Genomic DNA, 24,712 nt, shown 5'->3' with positions numbered 1-24,712 from the left:
AAAAAAGAGATAGATGATATCATCTATCTCTTTGAAAACTGAATACTTAGCCTTCATTAATGGATTCTAAACGAGCTCGTTCATGCGTATCACGATATACATCAAGATATCGCAACGCTCTTCCCGAATACATGCCTATACTCCCTCGATAATGTTTGCTAATCTCAGATTGTGGATATTCAGCTTTAATTAAAGCAATCACCATATTTACATACCCTACTTCTTGCGGGTTATTCATCATCGTCAATTTAGCCATAGCATCATCAATATATTGTATAGCCGCTGATTCTTGCCCTTCACGCATAGCCAATAAAGCCAAATAGGATTCAACAATCGGCCGACGCCAGTAAAAATCATAACGATTAAAGAATTCGTAAGCTTGTTCAAAATAAATTTGAGCTTTTTCATATTGCTCCAAATTATAAGCTGCAATCCCTGCATTACAAGAGAATACAACCCAAGAACTATAAGCTTGTTGATCATTACAAATAGCTAGTGCCTTGTCATAGTATTCAATGGCTTCTTCAAACTGACCACGACCACGGCGAATTTCACCAATGTAATTGTAAGCAGCCGCAATATTTAACGCATAGCGCCGTGCCACAGTTTGCGTCACCATAAAGGTAGCAATAGATTCATTTAAAAGACGTTCCGCCTCATCAAAATCACCTTGCATAATCATATTAAGCCCTTTAAGACGCAAAAGAATGCCTACTTCTTTATGATAATTACATTCAACCGCTAAATCGAGTGCTATTTCAAGATAATTCTTCATTTCATTCGCATTACCAGTTTGAATGTCATAGTAAATCATTTGCTTATACCCCATCAAGGTATAATCACGATTATGCATTTCTAAGGCTTGTTCAATTAAATCGAGGATATAGCGAACACCTTTTTCATATTTACCTTCGCGGATAAAATAACGCCCAATTAAATGTAAATACATGAGTTCTAGATTTTTTACATCCGCTGTAGCACCGCAGGTTTCACGAATGCGTTCCATCATTTTTTCAACATCATTCAAATACTGCAATGTATCAGCTTCTGTAAAATAGCTAGCACCACCTGTTTGCATTGGCTCAGATAAACTTAATACAGGGAATAATTCATGACTAAAGTTCAAATAATACATAAGTCCCTTTAGTTTATAATGCCCCATTTTAACAAGTTCACCAGCTTGTTCGTAGTGATATTCTAAATGCTTATAAATAACTACGTCTTTTTTAGAGTGAGTTAATTTCTTTTCCCATAAAGAGCCTAAATAACCATGCAAGATTTTCCATTTTTCAGGCGATAATTGCTGCTGAATGAACTCTTTTAACTTCTGCTGACTAATTTCATAAAGAACATCTGCTTGTTGTGAAAATGGCGTTACTAAATTCTTTGCTTCTAAGCCTTCTAAATATTCCAACAAACGCAACGTATCCATTTTCATATATTCCCCAATCATAGCGATAGGAGCGCCATTATAGAATAGGGAAATAAAGTCAATGATTTTCTGCTGTTCTTCAGATAAAGAAAGATAGTTAGCTTTAAAAACAGTGGCCATATTATTAGTCAATTTATCTAAAGTACCCGTAGTCTTTAAGGAATTTAAACACTCTGTTAGTAAAAATAAATTCCCCTCTGTTTCAATTTGCAATTGTTGCAATAAAGCTTCGTCTACCACCATTGGTAAGTTGGCTGCTTCAACATAGCGACGAATGTCCTTTTTATTCAATGGATTAAGCTGAGTCACATGAAGCCGTTTATATACAGCAATAGATGTTATAAAATGCTGGAAATCCTTTTCACGCGAGTCTCGCCCTGTGAGCAAAAATAAAATTCTATCGGACTGTTTTCGTAAAATCAACGTACTTAATAAAGACAAACTCAATGGATCCATCCACTGAATATCTTCAAATACAATAATTAATTTTTTATTGGCAGATGCTACATCAAGTACCGTCGACAATGTATGGAATATAGAGTCAAATTTTAAAATATCCTTAATTTCTACTAAACCTAAATCTCGATCAATACTCATATCCATTTGAGGAAATAATGCATAAATTCGGTTTAACTCAAAATCAGGAATCATCGTACCATTGGCTTCTAATAAACGCACTAAGCCATTAACGATTTCCGTCCAAGGATGTAGTAAGAAGTTTCGTTCTAATTGATAGCAATTAGTTTGAATGACTGCTACTTCATCTTGTAAGCTCTCTAAGGCTATGTCCTTCAAAGTGCTTTTGCCGCTACCCGCATCGCCTAATAAAATCAATGCTTCTCCAGCTCGCCCACGCATAAAAGACCAAATATGAGCTGTCATATCTTCTAATTCACGTTCTCGCCCAATAGGGACTGCAATATGGTGAGACCGATTCTGAAATTTCTTTTCTTCTTGTTGCAAAGCATCCTTAATAATAGCATCAATTTCTGCTAATACATCAGACTGCAACTCTTTCTTGAAAAGGGCTTTCATTTCCTCATACAATTCCATAGCTTGTTGCATTTTACCTTGCTCGCAGTAAGCCCGCAAAACAATAGCATATACACTTTCATCATATGGATTTTGAGAAATTAAAAGCTTCCCATGACGTTCAATCGTACTATAATCTTTATCTGCTACTGCACTTTGTAATTTAGAGCTAATAGCGTCCATGTACAAGTTTTTTAATCGATTCCGTTCAGCTAAATACCAATCTTCATACTCTACGGAATCTTTAATAAAGAAGCCTTGTAGAAAATCACCTTTATATAGTTCTAATTGTCCTACAGGATCGGCTTCAAATAATTTACTATCAATGATTACATCAACGGCGGGGTTAACTTTAATTATCGCTTTACGCGGTGAAATAAATGTATCAGCGCCTAGATTTTTTTTTGCTTCATAAATAGCATTACGCAAATTTTTACGTGCTACTGCATCTGGTTTGTCTGCCCATAAAATGCCACTTAACTCATCACGCATTACTGTGCCACGAACTAGAATATAATAGACCAAGGCATTGACCTTGTTATAAGAGAAGAATACTTCCTCCCCGTCTTTTAAGATTGCTGGTGTTCCCAGAAATCGTACTTCCAATTTAGCTGCCATAATAATCCCTCTGCCTAGGACCTATTTGGCGTCAATTCTGTTCCGTCAAATAGTATCGTCCAATAAATCGTCAAACATTTAGATATAATAATTTAACGATTTTAAAATTTTTAAAAAGTTTTTTGACACTTTTTATTATACAATAAAGACTTGTATAATACATCTTAATTAATCAATTTTTCGCAAAATAGATATAGCAATTATGCATAATTCACCGTATTTTTACTTTCCATATGCACCCTATCAATAATAGACAATATTTCACAGTTTGAAAAACCTCTAACACACTAAAATAAAATTACCGACAAACTTAAACCGAAAACAAAATGAAGTAAACCATCGAAAATTGAATAAACGACAAAATTTATAATAACTAATGTAGCCACTATATATAATGTAGCCATTATATAGCCACGAGTAAAAAGTATAGTAAAAAGAAAAAACGCCATTACCAAACTTCAAAAGTTCAGTAATAGCGCTTATTTCATTGGGATTATTCGTCTTCCTCAGGAAGCTCCGCATTATGATATACGTCTTGCACATCGTCAAGATCATCCAACGCATCTAACATTTTCTGCATTTTTACAGCATTGTCCCCTTCTAGGGCAATCGTATTATCTGGTACCATTGTAATCTTACTTACAACAGTTTCAATATTAGCCTCTGCTAAAGCTGATTCTACCGCATCATAATCATCTGGTGCAGTATAGATAACAAAAGTATCTTCTTCAACTTTCAAGTCTTCAGCACCAGCTTCTAAAGCCAATAAAGTCAATTCTTCTTCATCATGACCTTCACTATCAATGACAAATACACCTTTGCGGTTAAACATCCAGGCCACACAACCAGTTTCACCTAAATTACCGCCGTTTTTAGAAAACGCATGACGTACATCTGCAGCGGTACGATTGCGATTATCAGTCAAACATTCTACAGTTAACGCTACCCCGCCAGGACCATACCCTTCATAGGTAATTTCTTCGTAATTATCCATATCAGTAGCGCCAACACCTTTAGCGATTGCTCGTTGGATATTATCTTTTGGCACATTGTTTTCACGTGCTTTTTGTAAAGCCAATTTCAAACGCATATTACCTACTGGATCACCACCGCCCATACGAGCAGCTACTGTAATCTCACGGCTAATCTTAGTCGTAATTTTTGCTTTTAAAGCATCTGTTTTACCTTTTTTATGTTTAATATTGGCCCATTTGGAATGTCCAGACATACTAAAACCTCCTAAAAATATCCTGTGTTTATATCAGTTCTTTTCCCACCAAGCTTCACCGCGCAAGCGATCTAAAATGATGGAAACAGCACTGCGAACGGAAAGGTGATTATAATCCCCATGTCCATATACAGGTTCTAAAATATAATCAAAGTCTTCCATAGTTTCTTTCGTCATACCATAGCCGGTACCAAATAATACTAACACAGGCTGCTGACCCTTTTCAAGGGTGTTACGCATCCAAGCATAGCTTACTGTATTAGGATAAGTACGAGCATCGGTTGTGGCGATTAATGGCGGCTGACCTTCTAACTTAGTCACTTCCTCAATAGCACTACGAATGGAATTAACAAGTACTACTTCCTCAAAAGCATCTTTACGATCAGGATTATATGTACTTCCGAACCCCGTTTGCCAATGAGACATAATCTGCTTGGCCAAGTCACGTTGAGCAGGAATATTATGAATCACAAAATAACGGCTTACATCATAGGTAATGGCTACTCTAGCTATATCATGAATATCATAATTTGTAATCGCTGTTGTAATGACTTCGCCATGCTTATTATAAATAGGATAATGAACTAAGCCTATATATAAATTTGCCAAGGCTATACCTCCCTTTTTATTCGCTACTCTCCATTATAATGAATTATAGGGCTCCTAGCAATAAAAAGTTAAAATTTTACCTTTATATTCACTAGAAAATAGTCAGCTAATAAAAATAAAAGGACTATTACTGAATTATAAAAACCTTTGAGAAAAGAGTGCTTTATGAGCTAAATCATCTCATAAAACATAGCCTTTCCTCAAAGGTTTAATCAGTTAATAGACTCTGCTATTATAGCTTATTTCTTAATATTGTAAAATACATCAAGACCACGGTATTGAGCAGTTTCAGCTAATAGGTCTTCAATGCGCAATAATTGATTGTATTTAGCAACACGTTCACTACGAGCTGGAGCACCTGTTTTGATTTGTCCTGCATTAACTGCCACAGCAATATCAGCAATAGTAGCATCTTCTGTTTCACCAGAACGATGAGAAATAACACAAGTATAACCAGCACGTTTAGCCATTTCAATAGCATCAAAAGTTTCTGTTAACGTACCAATTTGATTTACTTTAATTAAAATAGCATTGGCTGTATCAGCTACAATACCTTTTGCCAAACGTTCTGTATTTGTTACGAATAAATCATCGCCCACTAGTTGAACTTTTTTACCAATGCGGTCAGTTAATAGCTTCCAACCTTCCCAATCTTCTTCTGCTAAGCCATCTTCAATAGAAATAATAGGATATTTTTCTACTAAATCAGCATAGAATTCTACCATTTCTGCGGCTGTTTTCACTTTGCCTTCGCCAGCTAAATTGTATTTGCCATCTTTATAGAATTCAGAAGAAGCAGCATCAATTGCTAGTTTAAAATCACTGCCTGGTTCATAACCAGCAGCTTTAATGGCTTCACAAATAACTTGAAGGGCTTCTTCATTAGAACCAAGGTTAGGAGCAAAACCACCTTCATCACCTACACCAGTAGCTAGGCCTTTTTCTTTCAATACATTTTTCAATGTATGGTACACTTCAGCACAAGCCCGAAGACCTTCTTTAAAGGATTCAGCACCTACTGGCATAATCATGAATTCTTGAATATCTACATTATTATCAGCATGAGCACCACCATTTAAAATGTTCATCATAGGCACTGGTAATTCTTTAGCATTTGTTCCACCAAGATACTGGAATAATGGCAAATCATAAGAAGCAGCTGCTGCTTTTGCTACCGCCATAGACACACCTAAAATTGCGTTAGCGCCTAATTTAGCTTTGTTTGGAGTACCGTCCAATTCAATCATTAAGTTGTCAATAGCTACTTGTTCTGATGCGTCAAAACCAATAATTTCTGGTCCAATTACATCATTTACATTAGCTACTGCTTGTTCTACCCCTTTACCAAGATAACGACCTTTGTCGCCATCACGAAGTTCTACTGCTTCAAACATACCTGTAGAAGCGCCAGAAGGAACAGCTGCAGTACCAATTGTACCATCTTCTAAATATACTTCTACTTCAACGGTAGGATTGCCACGAGAGTCTAAAATTTCTCTTGCGTATACATCTGTAATCATTGCCATAATAGTTACCTCCTTAAAGGAACATCAATTAATCTACTCTATAAATATATATTATTTTTCTTTTACTAATAAACTTTGGCCCGTCATATCAGCCGGTTGTACTATGCCACCTAAATCAAGCATAGTAGGCGCTAAATCACATAGTTTACCAGCTGTAAGCTGTGCATTTTTATAAGCTTCACTCACTAAAATGAGTGGCACAGGATTGGTTGTATGTGCCGTATGTGGAACTCCTGTAGTATGATCTACCATCATTTCAGAGTTACCATGATCTGCCGTTACCAATAAATGTCCTTGCACTTTATTAATAGCCTCAACAATGCGCCCTAAGCAAGCATCCACTGTTTGTACTGCTTTTTCAGCTGCTTCTAAAACGCCGGTATGACCTACCATATCAGGATTAGCAAAATTTAAAATGATCATATCAAATTGACCACCTTCTATAGCTGCCACTACCTTGTCGGTCACCTCTAAGGCACTCATTTCAGGTTGCAAATCATAGGTTGCCACTTTTGGTGAAGGTACTAAAATCCGTTCTTCCCCTGCAAATGGCACTTCTTCACCACCATTAAAGAAATAGGTAACATGAGCATATTTCTCTGTCTCAGCAATACGAAGTTGCGTATACCCACCATCAGCTAGCACTTGTCCTAGCGTATTAGTAAGCACTTCTTTCTCATACACAATGTGAGTTGGTAAACCATCTTCATACTTAGTCATAGTCGCCATATAAAGTGGCAATAAACCTTTTTTACGAGTAAACCCTGCAAACTCTGGATCTACTAACGCACGAGTCAACTGGCGTGCTCTATCAGGACGGAAATTTGCAAATATAACGGCATCATTCGCTGCAATAGCGCCATCTGCATTCAATACCACCGGTACAACAAACTCATCTACAACCTCATTATTATAAGATGCCTCAATAGCTTCTTTAGTAGAACTAGCTGTTACACCAACACCATCTACGATAGCTTCATAGGCTTTTTCAATGCGTTCCCATCGTTTATCTCGGTCCATGCCATAATAACGACCACCAATAGTCGCAATCGTTCCTAGACCAATTTGTTGCATATACGTTTCTAAATCAGTTAAATAGGTTAAGGCACTTTGTGGTGGTACATCACGGCCATCCAACAAAGCATGTACATATAATTCAGTAACTCCAGCCTCTTTAGCGCCTTTTATAATCGCTTTTATATGATCTAAAGAACTGTGAACGCCTCCATCAGATAACAGGCCTAAGACTTGCAAACGACTTGCTTTTGCGTGCTCATACAGCTCTTTTATTACTGGTCGATTGAAAAAACTACCATCTTCCGTATCTTTAGTAATACGGGTTAACTCTTGATATACAATACGACCAGCACCAATATTTAAGTGCCCTACTTCAGAGTTCCCCATTTGCCCTTCTGGCAAACCAACTGCAAGACCAGACGCTTGTAATTGAGTGTGAGGATAGGTTTCCCAAAGTTTTAAAAAGTTCTCTGGCTTTGCCTGTACCACTGCATTCGTAGGGTCATTTATATCCCCAATGCCAAAACCATCTAAAATAGTTAGCATTACTGGGGCTTTCAATTTTGCCATACACAATTCCTTTCAAATCTATATTGACTACCTAATTTCACAAATATATTATGCAATAATCAGGCTTACTGTATATTTAATTTTAAGCATTGATAATAGCCATGAAATCATCTGCTTTTAATGCTGCACCACCAACTAAAGCACCATCAATATCTGGTTGTGATAAAATTTCTTGCGCATTACTGCCTTTAACACTGCCACCATATTGAATACGAACTGCCTCAGCTGTAGCTTCATCAAATAAACGCGCCACTTTTTGACGAATAGCCGTACATACTTCACCAGCTTGTTCTGCTGTGGCTGTTTTACCCGTACCAATTGCCCAAATAGGTTCATAGGCAATGACCATTTGACTAACTTGGGCAGCCGTTAACTCAGCTAAGGCAACGGTTAATTGACTATCTATAAAAGCCTGTGTTTCATTAGCTTCTCTTTGTGCTAAACTTTCACCAACACAAAGAATAGGCACTAAATCATACGTAAAAGCTGCTTTAATTTTCTGATTAATCAAAGCATCGCTTTCACCAAAATATTGACGACGTTCAGAATGACCTAAAATAACATAATGACAGCCTACGTCAGTAAGCATTAACGGAGACACTTCGCCCGTAAAAGCACCAGAAGCTTCAAAATACATATTTTGAGCACCTAAACCAATGGTAGTTTCATCAATTAAATCAGCTACTATACCAAGTCCTGTAAACGGGGGGCAGACAACAACTTCTCGTTCGACTGAAGTCTTAGCTAAGGCTTCTTTAATCCCTTCCACCAAAATGGTTGCTTCTGCTAAATTAGTATGCATTTTCCAATTGCCAGCAATAATTTGTTTACGCATGAGAGCCTCCTTATTTATCAGCCAATGCTACAATCCCTGGAAGTGCTTTGCCTTCTAAGTATTCTAATGAAGCACCACCGCCAGTGGAAATATGAGAAATCTTAGCCGCTAAACCACTCTTTTCAATAGCAGCTACTGAATCCCCACCACCTACAATAGTCGTTGCATCGGCTTCTGCCACAGCTTTAGCTACTGCATTAGTACCAGCTGCAAAATTATCCATTTCAAATACGCCCATTGGCCCATTCCAAACAATCATTTTCATTGGTTTCAATGCATCTGCAAAGGCTTTTTGGCTAGCAGGTCCAATATCTAAAGCCATCCAACCATCTTCAATACCATCAGCAGGTACTACTTTATGATTGGCCTCATTACTAAATGCATCAGCCACTACAAAGTCACTAGGTAATAGAAGGTTCGTATTAGTTTCAGCAGCCTGTTTAATTAAGGAAGCTGCTAATTCAATTTTATCAGCTTCCACTAAAGATGCCCCTGTAGGATAGCCTTTAGCAGCGATAAAGGTATTGGCCATACCTCCACCAATAATAAGAACTTCTACTTTTGGTAATAAATTAGAAATAACTTCGATTTTATCGCTTACTTTTGCGCCACCAATAATAGCAGCAAAAGGATGCTCTGGATGTTCAACAGCACCACCTACATATTTAATTTCTTTTTCTAATAAGTAGCCCGCTACCATTGGTAAAAATTGAGTGATACCTTCTACCGATGCATGTGCCCGATGAGATACCCCAAATGCATCATTAACCCCAACTTCAGCTAAACTTGCTAACGCCTTAGCAAATTCTTCACCATTCTTTTCTTCTTCTTTATGATAGCGAAGATTTTCTAATAATAATACGTCACCATCATGTAGTGCCTCTACTGCTTTGCGAGCAGCTTCGCCTACACAGTCATCAGCAAAAGCAACAGACTTACCTAATAATTCGCTTAATCGTTCGGCACAAGGTTTCAAGGTAAACTCAGGTTTACGCTCCCCTTTTGGACGACCTAAATGAGAGGCTAAAATCACTTTTGCCCCTTTACTAATTAAATAATTAATGGTTGGCAATGTTGCACGAATACGAGTATCATCAGTAATAACGCCCTCTTTTAAAGGTACATTAAAATCTACACGGACAAATACACGTTTATTAGCTACATCTATAGATTCAATCGTCTGTTTCATCATAACCTCCGATAGTAGTAATACTTACCTAGTAACATATAATCCCAAAAGACATGTAAAATAGGGGACTATATACATAGTCCCCTGTTAATATTATAAGCCTTTGTCAGCAATGAATTTAGCTAAGTCTACAATACGGTTAGAATAGCCCCATTCATTATCGTACCAGGAAACAACTTTTACCATATTCCCTTCCATCGTCATCGTCAAATCAGCATCAACGATAGAACTGCGAGAATCGCCGTTGAAGTCATGAGATACGAGTGGTAAATCAGAAACGCCTAAAATACCTTTTAATTCGCCTTGTGCCGCTTCACGAAGAGCTGCATTAATTTCTTCTTTAGTAGTTTCTTTATCTAATTCAGCTACCAAATCAGTAATAGACACATTTGGAGTTGGTACACGAAGTGCAAACCCGTTCAATTTGCCTTTTAATTCAGGCAATACTAAAGCAACCGCTTTAGCTGCCCCTGTAGTTGTTGGAATAATAGATAAAGCCGCTGCACGAGCACGACGTGGATCACTATGTGGTGTATCCAAAATGCGTTGGTCATTAGTGTAGGAATGAACTGTCGTCATTAAACCACGTTTAATACCAAATTTATCATTTAATACTTTAGCAAATGGAGCTAAGCAGTTAGTTGTGCAACTTGCATTAGAAATAATGTGATGATTTGCTGGATCATATTTATCTTGGTTTACACCCATTACAATTGTAATATCTTCTTCTTTAGCTGGTGCTGAAATGATAACTTTTTTAACAGTACCACCTAAATGTTGTGCTGCTTCATCACGTTTACGGAAACGGCCAGTTGCTTCTACAACGATTTCTACCCCTTCAGAAGACCAATCAAGATTAGCTGGGTTACGATCTTCAAATACACGAACTCGTTTGCCATCTACAACTAAATAGTCGCCATCTACTTTTACATCTTCTTTCAAATTGCCATGTACGGAATCATATTTGAAAAGAAGCGCCGCTCCTTCAATGTCCCCAATATTATTAATCGCCACTACTTCTACATCAGGATTATTCAAAGTTGCACGCATTACACATTTACCAATACGACCAAATCCATTAATACCAATTTTTACTGCCATGATAGTTCCTCCTAGATAAACAATCTACCTACAATAGTTACAATCTACTATATAGATATGTCCAACATCTATATATTTACTAGCTAATCTGTAATAAAGCAGCCATTGCTTCAGCTGCACTTTCATCAATAATCAGTGTACCTTTACGGCAAGCTCGCATAACACCAATAATAGCTTTCGCTTTACCAGCACCACCAGCTACGGCAATTACATGAGGAATGTTGACAATATCCGTCAATGTGATACCTACATTGTTCGTAGTATACACAATATTGCCACCAATATCACAATAATAGCCCAACGCTTCACCTACAGCTCGCTTAGTCCGTAAAACAGCCCTTTGTGCGTCTGTAATGTGACGTTGTTCAGCCATGTGCAAAGCTTCGCCAATACCAAACATCAATATATCTGTTTGGTGAGCCAATTCAATGACTTCTTTAATTTGCGGTTCCATCGTCATGAGAATGTTTAGGGCCTCTTGTGATAGCCCATCAGGTAAATGTAGCATTTTATAAGTACTGCCAATTTTATCGGCAATAACAGATGCAATTACATTAGCCTGATACTCCACACGCTCACCAATACCACCTCGAGCGGGGATTACTGTAGCTTGACATTTTTTGGCTGGCAACGCTTCCGCCATCGTTGCCATAGTGCTACCGCCACTTACAGCTAAGACACTACCATTTTGCAAAATCCCTTGTAGCGCTTTGGCCGCTTGGAACCCAAGTTCCTTGCGATCCATATCTGTTTCGCCACCACCATTAGTAATAATCACTTCATCTATGTTGAGTATTTCCTTTAATTTAGCTTCTAACTCACTAATTTTATTTAACTCGTGCATAGATGAATTTAACTGAGGCAATAATTCCTTACCTTCTTCAGTTAAAATCATTCCCTGTTGTGTAAATCCCACAAGGCCATTATCTTTCATAATCTCCACGTGTGATCGTACAACTCGTTCTGATAATTTGCTAAGGATAGCTAACATGCGTCTACCAATAGGTTGAGCATATGATATGTGATTCAGCAGTATATAGCGTTCTTCAACAATTCGCATTAACTCCGGAGCTATTCGTTGATACACCTCCGATAAATCTTTCATGCTGTACCTCTTTCATCCCGCCGGTGCAGATTATGTCCCAGCGTTGATAAAAAAATATCCTCGCCTATATTCTACCTCATATGGTAGTGTCGCGCAAGTGATTTTACAAAATATTGTTAAGGAATTTACAGATGTGTGGAGAAAGGAAAGACACTCTACCGCAAACCAAAATCTTCGATTTAAGTGTTTGCTTGCAGAGTGTCTTCCCTTTCCGACTTATCCTTTGTACAAATTCCTCTACTTTATTTTATTAAGAATGCCTATGGTGACACTATCATTGAGTCGAGAATATAAGCTCGGTAACGTAAAGTCCAAAAGTCTTCGATTTAAGTGTTTGCTTGCAGAGTGTCTTCCCTTTTCGACTTTCCGTTGTACAAATTCCTTAACTTTATTTTTAAGAGTACCTATGTTGACACTATCATTGAGTCAAGAATATAAGCTCAGTGGCGTAAAGTCAAAAAGTCTTCGATTTAACTATTTGCTTGCAGAGTGTCTTCCTTTTTGTTACTTTTAACTGTATTTCTTATTTATCGGACCATATGTCTTGTGCCATAGGAAAGGCTGCCCATACTTTAGGCCAACCTGCATAGAAGGCAATATGTGTTAAAATTTCAGCAATTTCATCCTTAGTAATTCCATTTGCTTTACCCATTTGCAAATGTGCTTTTAGAGCTTCACCAGTTAATCCTTGAGAAACTAATGCAGTAATAGTAATAATTGAACGTTGTTTAGCTGATAATTCTAAATCACGACTCCATACTTCACCAAATAATACATCATCATTTAAATGGGCAAAAGTAGGAGCAAATTCTCCTAATACTTTACGCCCAGCTGTTTGCTTTGGTACAACCTTCCCTGATGTAGTCACCATTTCTGAATCTGAAACTTTCATAGTACTGCCTCCTGTCATATGAGAACTCACTTCATTAGCAGCTATACTTGTCATAGCTGTACTCACAATTAAACAAGTAATTGCCAAAATTCGCTTCACTTTCATCAATATTCACTCCTTCTACTTAACGTTCGCTTCCTTTCCCATGAAAGACAATATGTATTCGTCTTACTCATATGATTACTCTATACCTTGGAGCCAACTTCAAGTCAAGAAGTTTAATTATAATTTACCAACAAACTCTTATATTAATATTATTCTATTAACGAAATCCTTAACTTACAAAATTAATTAAAACTAACACATAAACAAAAGTAATTTATTTCTAGCTCTTACTTACTAAAGTTAAAACATATCCTAAAAGTTAGATCATATCACAAATCTAGCTATACTATTAATCCATATAAAAAGGACATGCAATAACTATATCATCGCATGTCCTTCTCTTACCACTCATATAATTTTAAATTTAAAGTTTAACTATTTAACTAATTTATATATTAAATAGTTTTCAAATGTTTAAGTGTTGCTAAATATATTTTCACTCCATTTTCTAAGGCACTAGTATCAAAACTCATATCAGGATGATGAAGACCGGGCTTTAAATCACATCCTAAACCAAAAAAGCCTGCTTTTAAATTAGGATAACGATTTGTATACACCCAAAAATCTTCACCACCAGGAGTTACTACCTCTGGCACCATATTTTCTTCACCTAATACATCAATAATCGCTGCTTTTAATAACTCAATACATTCTTCATTATGCTCTGCAGCTGTTAACATTTTACTGTCATCATATGCAACCGTACATCCATTAGCAGTTCCCGCATTAGTAATAGCCTGTATAACTTTACTATGAAGTTCCTTCATTGTTGGATTTAACTGAGCTCTCAAATCCCATGTTACAGCTGCACTTCCAGGAATGCTATTAGTTACTCCACTATCTGCATGAATCTGTGTAGCCTTTACACTGTAGGACTCTGTAGGACGCAAATGAATAGTATTAACAGCATTAATTGCAAGAACTGCAGCATCTAATGCATTAACTCCTAAATGAGGTCGTGCAGCATGACTAGTAACCCCAGTAAATGTCGCTTGAATAGTAGCTGAAGATGCATAATATATTGCCGCAACAGCTTGTCCATTGCTAGCTTCCTCTAACGGCCGTACATGAGCACCAAAAGCATAATCTACTCCTTCTAAAACACCGGCATCAGCAATTGCATGAGCTCCTGTTCCAAGTTCTTCAGCTGGTTGAAATAAAAATTTAAGTTTTCCCTGCTTAACAGAATAGTTTTTAATCACTTCTTCAGCAGTTGCTAAAAGCATTGAAGAATGACTATCATGTCCACATGTATGTCTAAGGACTACCTCACCATTAATATTATGTGCTAAACAATCCATATCAGCACGCAATAACACTGTTGGACCAGGATTTCCACTATCCAATGTCGCTACTACACCTGTTGTTCCGCCCACATTAGTCTCAACTTTGTCAAAACCAAATTCAACTAATTTATCAGCAATAAATTTAGATGTCTTAACCTCTTCAAAACCTAATTCTGGTATAGTATGTAAATAATTATAGTATGTTAGTACATTACTCATATAAGTCCCTCCTTAAATAATTAAACAGACAAAACTTTTCCAAAAGCTATTATTCTTATAAATACTTAATCAATAACTTCACATAACAGATAAACATTTTGATTAAATTTTTAAAAAATTTTAGTAATAGGGATTGAAAGAGTCCATGACTCTATATTATAATATTTTCATCTACTATACAAGTATATTTGTTCAAAGGAGGGCTACAAATGAAAATTCAAGAACAAAACCAAACTGATTGGAACCCCAAAACAAAATGGACTGACTACATTGCTTTAGCCGTAGCAATCTTATTTTTCTCGGGAATTTTTATGAAAGTTCAAGGCCATGCTTGGCTTGGCGCTTTCGACTTTACTACATTAGGTGGCAAATTTGGTATCATTAGTGGTGAAGGAAGTAAATTAAACTTCCTAGGTGTAAAAGGTGAAGGTGCACGACAAGGTTTTATTTTTGCTTTATCACTTATTCCATCTATTATGCTTGCCCTTGGTATTCTAGAAGTATTAACTGAATATGGTGCAATCCGTGCTGCTCACAAACTATTAACTCCGCTCTTATATCCTATTATGCGAGTACCAGGTAGAACTGGCTTAGCTTTAATCACTGATTTACAAAGCACTGATGCTGGCGCAGCCCTCACTAAAGAACTTTTCGATAATAAACAAGTTACTTTAAAAGAACTCATAATCATTGCTCAATGGCAATATAGTGGAGCTGGTATGATATCAAATTACTTTTCAAATGGAGCCGCTCTTTTTGGAGTATTAGTTCTCCCTTTATCAATACCATTAGTATGTATTTTTATTTTAAAATTCTTAGGTGCAGTACTTTGCCGTATCGCCTTAAATACCATTTATAAGGGGGACTTCACTAATGAGCAACAATAAAACAAGTAAAAATCCTTTCGATATTTTTATCATTGGTGCCCGTAAAGGATTTACAGTAGGTACCACTAATTTATTACCAAATGTATTAATGGCCTATACCCTAGCGCTTATATTAAAACTATTAGGCATATTAGATTTAGTAGGTGTTATATTTGGGCCAATTATGGCTGTCTTTGGTCTCCCTGGTGAAGCTATTACGGTATTACTAACCTCTTGGTTATCTTCTTCTGCTGGCGTAGGAATAGCGGTAAGTTTAATGGGACAAGGCATACTAGATGGTACAGGTGCAACTATCTTAATGCCGGCAATCTTCTTAATAGGCTCTCAATTACAATATATGGGACGCTTGTTAGGCGTTGCTGATATACCTGTTAAATATTGGCCTCTTCTTATATTACTAAGTGTAGTTAATGCTATAGTTGCCATGTTTATTATGCGTTTCTTAACATTAATGTTTTAATCCTATAACACTAAATATCCTTACAAAAAATAACAAATAATAAAAGAGCCCCTAATTAGGGGCTCTTTTATTATTTATAAATTAGAATTAAAATTATCTTTTATTCTATTAGTCGCGGTCAATATCCCACTCTGTAATTTGGCCTGTAGCTGCATCAATTTCAAATTCATATTCTACGCCATTGAAGAAGATTTTACCTTCATATACTTTACGGCCATCTTCCCAATCTGGATGTGCTTTATAAACATGAGATGCATTAGCACCAGGCACTTTTGCCAATGCGATTTCTGTAGCTTGATCTAAAGTAATTTCACCATTAGCTTGTGCAAACGTAAATGCACCTGCAGCTACCAAAGATAATGTTAATACTTTTAAAGACTTGTTCATTTTCATTAGTTACCTCTCTTTACGTTAAACATCAAATATAAACTATGCATAAATATATTATGTTATTTACTGTTTTCTATACATCTATTATATTCGATATATAGATATATGTCCAATGATAAAAAATCATATTCTATGCATTTAAGTAATGATTAATTATTTTTTAAGCTATGTTTTTTACAGAAAGTTATTCACAGCTAACTGCTCTTCTTATAAACCTAACTCTTCATCAATAAAAATAATTTCACAAGCCATACTGCTAGTAGGGCCCCACATAGTTACCATACCACGACAAATTCGTTCTGGACTTTTACAATCATAACACCGATCTCCCTTAATGGCACATGGAGTTTTTACCTTCAATTGTTGAGCTCGCTGTGGCGCTGCAATATTTCTAGCTCGCCATACAGCATCCTCATAAGTCTTTGTAATTTTATTCTTACCAACAACTAGATATAACTTTTTATGTCCAAACATCATGGAAGCTAAGCGATTTCCATTGCCGTCAATATTAACAATCTCACCCGTTTCAGCAATCCCATTCACAGAAGCAATATAAATCTCTGTATCCATTGCCCCATGCCGTGCTTTATCTGGTTCTTGTTGCCAGTGCCAATATACAATATTATGTGTTTCTAATAATTCAAATAACCCGATATCTCTTACTGTAGCAGAACCACCAATGCCAACTGACACCCCATTAATAACCTCATTTAAGTATTGTGCTGCTTCTTTACCAGTAGCAAATCTTTTAACTGTATAGCCACGAGTTTTTAAATTCTCAGTAATCTTTGTAAAATCCATATAAGACACCTGCCTTTAAGACCTATATATACAAATAGAACAAGAATTGGCTACCAATTCTTGTTCTATTGTCAAACTATTTAATTTTATACACTATATACGCTAACAGCTATTTCTCGTATTGTAGGAACATTATTTAGTACCAAAAATACGGTCCCCTGCATCACCAAGACCAGGTAAGATATAGCCATGTTCATTTAAGTCTTCATCAAGAGCTGCCACATAAATGCGCACATCAGGATGCTCTTTATTGACTACTTCTACCCCTTGTGGGGCCGCAACAAGACACATCAACTGAATATCACGAGCCCCTTTTTCTTTTAAAAGCGTAATAGCTGCTGATGCACTACCACCAGTAGCAAGCATAGGGTCAGTCACAATAATACGACGACCTGCTAAATCAGAAGGCAATTTGCAGTAATATTCAACTGGTTTTAAGGTTTCAGGATCACGATATAAACCTACATGCCCCACCTTAGCCATTGGCATTAATTCCAACAAGCCATTAACCATGCCCAAGCCAGCACGTAAAATAGGAATAATCCCTAATTTTTTACCAGCAATTTGTTTACCAATTGCTTTTACTAATGGTGTCTGAACTTCTACATCTTCCAAAGGTAAGTCACGAGTAATTTCGTAACCCATTAATAGTGTAATTTCTTCCAATAATTCACGAAAATCTTTTGACCCTGTTTCTACATTGCGAATCAAGGTTACTTTATGTTGAATCAAGGGATGAGTCATTACATTAACATTCATAAAATTTAGTGCCTCCTTATGCCTAAATACTGTGCATTACTTTGTGTGTACTATACATTATACTACAATCTAGTCTCTAATGTATAACCTGCTCACACTATGTGAAACTCTCTCTCTCTGCTACTCGTATTATAGATTAGGATACATAGGATATTTTTCACAAAGAGCAGCTACTCGTTTAGCCGCTTCTTCATGTTTTGCTTTATCTTCTGAGTTTTTAAGAACTAAAGCAATAATAGACGCAATTTCTTCCATATCAGCTTCTTTTAAGCCACGAGTTGTTAACGCTGGTGTACCCAAACGAATACCACTTGTTACAAAAGGACTTTCTGGATCGAATGGAATTGTATTTTTATTGCAAGTAATCCCTACTTCATCAAGTAAGAACTCTGCCACTTTACCAGTTAAGCCACAGCTACGTACATCTACTAACATTACATGAGTATCTGTACCACCAGAAACAATTAAGAACCCTTCTTTTTCAAGTGCTGCTGCTAATACTTTAGCGTTAGTGATAACTTGTTGTGCATATTCTTTGAAAGCTGGCTGTAAGGCTTCACCAAAAGCAACGGCTTTAGCTGCAATAACATGCATCAAAGGCCCCCCTTGAATACCAGGGAAGATTGCTTTATCAATAGCTTTTGCATATTCTTCTTTGCAAAGAATCATACCACCACGTGGACCACGTAATGTTTTATGTGTTGTAGTTGTTACTACATCAGCATATTCCACTGGATTTGGATGTAAGCCAGCAGCTACTAAACCAGCAAAATGAGCCATATCAACCATGAAAATAGCCCCTACTTCATGAGCAATATCAGCCATTTTCTTAAAGTCGATAATGCGGGAATATGCACTACCACCGCCAATAATCATTTTTGGCTTAGTTTCTAAAGCAATACTACGCATTTCATCATAGTCGATTTGTTGTGTTTCTGCATTCACACCGTACGGTACAATGTTAAAATATGTGCCTGATACATTAACAGGAGAACCATGAGTCAAGTGACCACCATGAGATAAGTTCATCCCCATAATAGTATCACCTGGTTTTAATAGTGCAAAATATACCCCAAAGTTAGCTTGAGAACCAGAATGAGGTTGTACGTTTACATGATCAGCGCCAAATAATTTTTTAGCTCGTGCAATAGCTAAATCTTCTACCATATCAACATATTCACAGCCACCATAATAGCGTTTACCAGAATAACCTTCTGCATATTTGTTAGTTAATACACTGCCTTGCGCTTCCATAACGGCTTCTGAAACAAAGTTTTCAGACGCAATCATTTCCAATTTATTACGCTGACGGCTCAACTCTAAATCAATACATTGTTTTAATTCTGGATCTTGACCTTTAAGAATGCTCATAGCATTACCTCCTACACACTCAACTCATAGTGCCTATGAAATAAAAGTTGTTTCCCAAATTATAAAGGCTTACGCCTCTAATTCAGCAATTTTAGCAACACGCCGTTCATGACGGCCCCCTTCAAATTCAGTAGTTAGCCAAATTTTTACGATATCTGTTGCTAGACCTGGGCCAATAACCCGTTCACCCATAGTAAGAATATTTGCATTATTATGCTCTCGCGAAGCATGCGCGGAAAATGTATCATGACAAAGTGCCGCACGAATACCCGCTACTTTATTAGCCGCAATACCAATACCAATACCAGTGCCACAAATTAAAATGCCCCGATCATATTCACCCGCTGCTACCGCTTTAGTTACTGGAGCTGCAATGTCTGGATAATCTACTGATGCTTCAGAATCAGTTCCGAAGTCAGTATAGTCCACGTTAAGCTCATCAAGAACCGCTTTTACAGCAGCCTTTAAATGAACTCCACCATGGTCTGCACCAATGGCTACTTTCATCCTATCCCTCCTAATCGCTACTTTGAAATATAAATATCTCTCACACTATTTTACTATGTCGTATTAAATCAAGCAACGACATTTGTACATATTCTAAAGATACTTGTCAATTTATAGAAAATAGTATTTATATTTAAAAATATCAATACTAACCAACAACTATAAATATCTCTAAAAAGTAACATTATTAGAAATTAATTAACCAATGAAAGTTAAGGTAAACTTATTTTAAATTAGCTAACCCTTTTGCTAATAAGGTTTTAATTTGAGCGGCACAGGCATCATATTCTTCTTGTGTGCCACCAAATGGGTCTGCTACATCTTCCTGAGTGCCAGCCCATTCACCTAAGGTCATTATTTTATCTTTCAAATCAGGGAATTGACGAAGTAATACGTTTTTATGATCAGAGGAAAGACCTAATATTAAATCAGCCGCATCAATTAACGCTTTAGTGAGTGGTCGAGACTGATGCATCGAAATATCTACCATATCTTTAACTGCCGTTTCAGCATATGGTGATACCCGCCCCCCTGGTGCTGTAAATAAGCCCGCTGATAGTGTAGTAATATCTTTATTTTCTTTTTCCGCCATTACACGCAATAAACCTTCTGCCATTGGACTGCGACAAGTATTGCCTGTGCAAACAAATAAAATATTCATAATAAACCTCATTTCCTAATAACTAAAGCCCTGATTATTATCGCTTAGGAATAGCATTTACAATTTTATAGCCGCTCGCCTTATCCATGCGATTCATGATAGCTCGCCCAAAACCTTGCCGTGGTACGCCCGTAGCAAATATATGAGTCACACCAGCATCATTGAACATCAATAAGGAGGCATATAATGAACGTGCTAACCCTCGATAATCTGCCGCATTGCCATAAATAGTAAATTCAAATGGCACCGATAAATCAGCCAAATATATGTCTAAGAATTGAGCCACTTCCTCATTAATTAAGAAGCCAAATCGTAATGGTTTTATATTATGCTCACCCGCCATAGCTTGCGTCTTTGCTTTATATTCAGCTTGAATTGATTCCATAGCTTCAATCATAGCTTCACTAATTAATTTAGGAACGCCTACATAAGTAGTCATTTCTCCATCTGGTGCATAGTGCTTATATTTCATTCCCGGTGCTTTGGGTGCCACATCTGGTGCTGTCAACGCTTCATCAAAATTTACCTGACTAACCACCTGACGTAGCATAGCGTCAGTTACACCACCGGGTCGTAATATGGTCACGCTGTCTTCACCACATTCTACAATCGTAGATTCCACACCTACCTCGCAAGGACCTGCATCAACAATCGCCTCAATTCGCCCTTTCATATCGTGGTATACAGCTTCAGCCGTAGTCGGGCTAGGTCGGCCTGAAATATTAGCACTAGGAGCCGCAATAGGCACGCCAGCCGCTTCTAAAATAGCCCGACAGACTTCATGGTCTGGAGAACGGATTGCTACACTATCAAGACCACCAGTAGCTCGAAGTGGCACTTTATCAGACTTAGGCAAAATGATTGTTAATGGTCCTGGCCAAAAGGCATCCATTAATTGTTTCGCAATAGGTGGAATTTCCTTTACTAAAGGTAGAACACTAGCCTGATTAGGAACATGTAAAATTAATGGATTATCAGACGGACGACCTTTGGCTTCATAAATACGAGCCATAGCTACTTCATCAAACCCATTAGCCCCTAAGCCATATACGGTTTCCGTCGGAATCGCTACTAATTGACCGTCCCGTAAGCGGGCGCCCAATTCAGCAATATCAGCGTCTTCTAATTGTCTATATATTTTAGTTTCTAATGCCATTTTAATCACCTATTTTCTGCCACCGTAATTCACGTACAATCCCTGCAATATCCGCATTAGCCACTACTTCACTATAACAGCCTACTGCATTAGCTAAAGCAATCACTTTCTCCGCTTGATCATACCCTATTTCAACAGCTAAATAGCCGCCTTTTTTCAAATACCGAGGAGCTTCTACTACTAAGCGCCGATAAAAATCAAGCCCATCAGCACCTCCATCTAACGCTAATATAGGCTCGTGCAATACTTCTGGTGCTAATGTTTTCACTTCTTCAGTAGGAATATAAGGCGGATTAGACACAATAATGTCAAAAGCCTCTTCATATTGTGAGTCCTGTTGTAAAGCACTAAATAAATCAGACATGCACAATTTAGCCCGTTCTTCTAACTGTAATCGCTCCCGATTAGACACTGCTACGGTTAAGGCCTCTTTACTAATATCAAGGCCTAAACCAGTCGCTTCAGGAAGATAATGTAACAAACTATATAAAATAGTCCCAGGTCCTGTACATACATCTAAAATATAAGAACTTTCTTCCTTAGGGATAATTGTTAAAATATCCTCTACCAACGTTTCTGTGTCTGGTCTTGGGATGAGTACATCTTTTGTAACTGAAAAAGTAAGGCCCATAAATTCTTTTTCACCAATAATAGCAGCTACACTATAACCCTTACCACGCTCTATGACTAAAGGACGATAAGCATCTAATTCAGCCTTAGTTAGCGGCTTATCATAATGTGTATAAAGATATATCCTATCTTTCCCCAATATATGAGAAAGCAGCACTTCCCCATCAAGGCGACTTGATTCGACGCCTTTGCCGAGAAAATACTGCTCTGTCCACTGGAGCAAACGACCAATCGTCCATAGCTCCTTAGGCATTTTGATCAGCCTCCTGCATTTTAGCAGCTTGATCTGCCGCAACTAAAGCTTGAATCAATTCGTCTAAATCCCCATTAAGCACGGCATCTAACTTATACAAAGTTAAATTAATGCGATGATCAGTAACACGGCCTTGAGGGAAATTATAGGTACGGATACGTTCACTACGGTCACCAGTACCTACTTGACTTTTACGATCAGCGGCTACACTAGCAGCTGCTTCTTGTTCTGCTTTATCTTGCAACTTTGCACGTAAAACGCGCATTGCCTTATCTTTATTTTTTAATTGGGAACGTTCATCTTGACAAGCTACTACAATACCAGTTGGTTTGTGAGTAATACGAACCGCTGATTCAGTACGGTTAACGTGCTGTCCACCAGCGCCACTGGCACAATAAGTGTCAATTTGAAGGTCCTTGTCGTTAATTTCAATGTCTACATCTTCTGCTTCTGGTAAAACAGCTACTGTTACAGTCGATGTATGAATACGACCAGACGATTCTGTTTCTGGTACGCGTTGCACACGATGTACACCACTTTCAAATTTCAATTTAGAATACGCACTATTGCCATCAACGGAGAATACGACTTCTTTAAAGCCTCCCAATTCTGGTGCATTCGCATCAATAATTTCACAACGCCAGCCCTGTGCTTCTGCATATTTCGTGTACATGCGGAATAAATCGCCAGCAAATAAAGCAGCTTCATCGCCACCAGCACCGCCACGAATTTCCACAATAACATTCTTTTCATCATTAGGATCTTTAGGCAACAATAGAATATGAAGACGCTCTTCTAGATCTTCTTTACGCTCTTTTAGCTCTTTTAATTCTTCTTGTGCCATTTCACGAAACTCTTCATCAAGACTTTTATCTTCTAATACTTCAAGTGCTTCATCAATGCCAGTTAACACTTGTTTATACTCGCGAAAAGCTTGTACTGTTTCAGTAAGACTAGCATGCTGACGTGTTAATTTTTGCCACTCTTGTTGACGAGCAATCACTTCAGGGTCACTAATGCGTTGCTCCAAGTCCATATATTTATCTTCAATAACTTGTAATTTATCTACTAATACCATGAATGGGTACCCCTTTCAGGTTAATTCTATCAATTTCTTCATCTTAATAACGAATTAATAACTAATTAATAACTAATTAATAATTGATATTCTACTTAATAACTAATAAGCTACTATCGTTATCTAGACAAAGTTACACTTCATAAGCATCTTCTTCGCTAGGTCTTACTTCTTCAAGAGCGCGAATAGCCACTTCAATTTGATCATCTTCGGGCTCTCGAGTTGTCATATACTGCAACCATAAGCCTGGTGTTATTAAGAGTTTTACCAAGGCGTTATCACTGCGACCAGCTAAGCGAATCATTTCATAAGCAATCCCTGCTACTACGGGCATTAAAACAACCCGTGAAAGGATACGCTCCCATAAACTAGGCCATCCTAAAAAAGCAAATACAAAGATACTTGTTACCATAACAATGAGTAAAAAGTTAGTGCCACAACGAGCATGTAACCGGGAATGATTACGCACATTCGCTACCGTTAAAGGCATATCACTTTCATAGGTATGAATGGTCTTATGTTCAGCACCATGATATTGAAATACTCGACGAATATCTTTAGTCTGTCCAATAACCCATATATAAAGCAAAAATAGAAGTAAGCGGATAGCACCTTCTATTAAATTCAATACAAAATGATTATCTCCTACACCAGGAATCCACTTAGCTGCATATGTTGGTAAAGCCAAAAATAATCCAATAGCTAATAAGGTAGAAATAACCATAGTAATGGCTATTTCCTTATTCGTCATTGTTTCTTCCTCTTCTCCGGCCGCTTTAGCTGAAAAAGATAACGCCTTCATACCAATCACTAAAGACTCATATAAAGCTACACAACCACGCAATAAAGGTTTCTTTAATATAGGATATTGTTCACTAATTGAACTAGTTGTAGTCCTATCGACTACAATCTGGCCACTCGGTTCTCTAACCGCTGTGGCTGTATACTTAGGGCCGCGCATCATAACACCTTCTATGACCGCCTGTCCACCTACA

At 37.3% G+C, this 24,712-nt stretch carries 23 protein-coding genes; 2 read left to right on the top strand and 21 right to left on the bottom strand.

All coding sequences use genetic code 11. The annotated features are described in order from the left end of the window. Nucleotides 1–46: 46 nt before the first annotated feature. From NFR27_RS04790 to NFR27_RS04740, 11 genes are all read right to left on the bottom strand, one after another. Entirely contained in the window at nt 47–3,082 is a 3,036-nt protein-coding gene (locus NFR27_RS04790) for an ATP-binding protein (RefSeq protein WP_251440830.1), read from the bottom strand. A 493-nt stretch (nt 3,083–3,575) separates the two neighbouring features. Then, on the bottom strand, nt 3,576–4,310 hold the full coding sequence (locus NFR27_RS04785) for a YebC/PmpR family DNA-binding transcriptional regulator (RefSeq protein WP_251440834.1): 735 nt from the start codon (nt 4,308–4,310) through the stop codon (nt 3,576–3,578). 33 nt (nt 4,311–4,343) lie between these two features. Continuing rightward, on the bottom strand, nt 4,344–4,919 hold the full coding sequence (locus NFR27_RS04780) for an RNA methyltransferase (protein ID WP_251440837.1): 576 nt from the start codon (nt 4,917–4,919) through the stop codon (nt 4,344–4,346). Between the two features lie 239 nt (nt 4,920–5,158). Next, entirely contained in the window at nt 5,159–6,445 is a 1,287-nt protein-coding gene (gene eno / locus NFR27_RS04775; protein WP_251440840.1) for a phosphopyruvate hydratase, read from the bottom strand. A 51-nt stretch (nt 6,446–6,496) separates the two neighbouring features. Then, nucleotides 6,497–8,032 (bottom strand): 2,3-bisphosphoglycerate-independent phosphoglycerate mutase, encoded by a 1,536-nt coding sequence (gene gpmI / locus NFR27_RS04770; protein WP_251440841.1) that lies wholly within the window; start codon nt 8,030–8,032, stop codon nt 6,497–6,499. 82 nt (nt 8,033–8,114) lie between these two features. Further along, entirely contained in the window at nt 8,115–8,867 is a 753-nt protein-coding gene (gene tpiA / locus NFR27_RS04765) for a triose-phosphate isomerase (protein ID WP_251440844.1), read from the bottom strand. Between the two features lie 10 nt (nt 8,868–8,877). Next, a complete protein-coding gene (locus NFR27_RS04760; RefSeq protein ID WP_277612529.1) occupies nt 8,878–10,056 on the bottom strand; it encodes a phosphoglycerate kinase in 1,179 nt (392 codons plus the stop codon). A 93-nt stretch (nt 10,057–10,149) separates the two neighbouring features. Continuing rightward, a complete protein-coding gene (gene gap / locus NFR27_RS04755) occupies nt 10,150–11,157 on the bottom strand; it encodes a type I glyceraldehyde-3-phosphate dehydrogenase (protein ID WP_251440848.1) in 1,008 nt (335 codons plus the stop codon). A 79-nt stretch (nt 11,158–11,236) separates the two neighbouring features. Beyond that, complete coding sequence (locus NFR27_RS04750) at nt 11,237–12,262, bottom strand: sugar-binding transcriptional regulator (protein WP_251440850.1); 1,026 nt, start codon at nt 12,260–12,262, stop codon at nt 11,237–11,239. A gap of 523 nt (nt 12,263–12,785) precedes the next feature. Next, nucleotides 12,786–13,259: a carboxymuconolactone decarboxylase family protein gene (locus NFR27_RS04745; protein WP_251440852.1), complete on the bottom strand. Its 474-nt coding sequence runs from the start codon at nt 13,257–13,259 to the stop codon at nt 12,786–12,788. A 395-nt stretch (nt 13,260–13,654) separates the two neighbouring features. Further along, nucleotides 13,655–14,764 (bottom strand): amidohydrolase, encoded by a 1,110-nt coding sequence (locus NFR27_RS04740; RefSeq protein ID WP_251440855.1) that lies wholly within the window; start codon nt 14,762–14,764, stop codon nt 13,655–13,657. A gap of 209 nt (nt 14,765–14,973) precedes the next feature. Here NFR27_RS04740 and NFR27_RS04735 point away from each other — a divergent pair, with 209 nt between their 5' ends. Next, the gene (locus NFR27_RS04735) at nt 14,974–15,651 is read left to right on the top strand and encodes a nucleoside recognition domain-containing protein (RefSeq protein ID WP_251440857.1); all 678 of its coding nucleotides are present in this window, start codon (nt 14,974–14,976) and stop codon (nt 15,649–15,651) included. Beyond that, nucleotides 15,638–16,111, top strand: a complete 474-nt coding sequence (locus NFR27_RS04730; protein WP_251440860.1) for a YjiG family protein — start codon at nt 15,638–15,640, stop codon at nt 16,109–16,111. Before NFR27_RS04735 ends, NFR27_RS04730 begins: the two co-directional genes overlap by 14 nt. Nucleotides 16,112–16,219: 108 nt before the next feature. Here NFR27_RS04730 and NFR27_RS04725 read toward each other — a convergent pair whose 3' ends face one another. From NFR27_RS04725 to NFR27_RS04680, 10 genes are all read right to left on the bottom strand, one after another. Beyond that, nucleotides 16,220–16,504 (bottom strand): PepSY domain-containing protein, encoded by a 285-nt coding sequence (locus tag NFR27_RS04725; RefSeq protein WP_251440864.1) that lies wholly within the window; start codon nt 16,502–16,504, stop codon nt 16,220–16,222. Between the two features lie 204 nt (nt 16,505–16,708). Further along, a complete protein-coding gene (locus NFR27_RS04720; protein WP_251440867.1) occupies nt 16,709–17,302 on the bottom strand; it encodes a lactate utilization protein in 594 nt (197 codons plus the stop codon). A gap of 132 nt (nt 17,303–17,434) precedes the next feature. Continuing rightward, nucleotides 17,435–18,061 (bottom strand): uracil phosphoribosyltransferase, encoded by a 627-nt coding sequence (gene upp / locus NFR27_RS04715; RefSeq protein ID WP_251440869.1) that lies wholly within the window; start codon nt 18,059–18,061, stop codon nt 17,435–17,437. A 129-nt stretch (nt 18,062–18,190) separates the two neighbouring features. Continuing rightward, nucleotides 18,191–19,432 (bottom strand): serine hydroxymethyltransferase, encoded by a 1,242-nt coding sequence (gene glyA, locus NFR27_RS04710; RefSeq protein WP_251440872.1) that lies wholly within the window; start codon nt 19,430–19,432, stop codon nt 18,191–18,193. Between the two features lie 69 nt (nt 19,433–19,501). Beyond that, on the bottom strand, nt 19,502–19,939 hold the full coding sequence (gene rpiB, locus NFR27_RS04705) for a ribose 5-phosphate isomerase B (RefSeq protein WP_251440874.1): 438 nt from the start codon (nt 19,937–19,939) through the stop codon (nt 19,502–19,504). 223 nt (nt 19,940–20,162) lie between these two features. Then, nucleotides 20,163–20,600: a low molecular weight protein arginine phosphatase gene (locus NFR27_RS04700; protein WP_251440877.1), complete on the bottom strand. Its 438-nt coding sequence runs from the start codon at nt 20,598–20,600 to the stop codon at nt 20,163–20,165. Between the two features lie 37 nt (nt 20,601–20,637). Beyond that, nucleotides 20,638–21,756, bottom strand: a complete 1,119-nt coding sequence (locus NFR27_RS04695; RefSeq protein WP_251440879.1) for an L-threonylcarbamoyladenylate synthase — start codon at nt 21,754–21,756, stop codon at nt 20,638–20,640. Nucleotide 21,757: 1 nt separating this feature from the next. Beyond that, nucleotides 21,758–22,639 (bottom strand): peptide chain release factor N(5)-glutamine methyltransferase, encoded by an 882-nt coding sequence (prmC, locus tag NFR27_RS04690; protein ID WP_251440881.1) that lies wholly within the window; start codon nt 22,637–22,639, stop codon nt 21,758–21,760. Further along, nucleotides 22,632–23,717 carry a peptide chain release factor 1 gene (gene prfA / locus NFR27_RS04685; protein WP_251440883.1) on the bottom strand — a complete coding sequence of 362 codons (1,086 nt, stop codon included), beginning with the start codon at nt 23,715–23,717 and terminating at the stop codon, nt 22,632–22,634. The genes prmC and prfA overlap by 8 nt, the downstream gene beginning before the upstream one ends. Before the next feature lie 133 nt (nt 23,718–23,850). Next, nucleotides 23,851–24,681 (bottom strand): DUF1385 domain-containing protein, encoded by an 831-nt coding sequence (locus NFR27_RS04680; RefSeq protein WP_371875174.1) that lies wholly within the window; start codon nt 24,679–24,681, stop codon nt 23,851–23,853. Nucleotides 24,682–24,712 lie beyond the last annotated feature (31 nt).

Source organism: Veillonella intestinalis (assembly GCF_943192895.1).
GTDB classification, from domain to species: domain Bacteria; phylum Bacillota; class Negativicutes; order Veillonellales; family Veillonellaceae; genus Veillonella_A; species Veillonella_A intestinalis.
The sequence above is the reverse complement of the archived record's forward strand: the minus strand, read 5'-3'. Positions and strand labels throughout refer to the sequence as shown.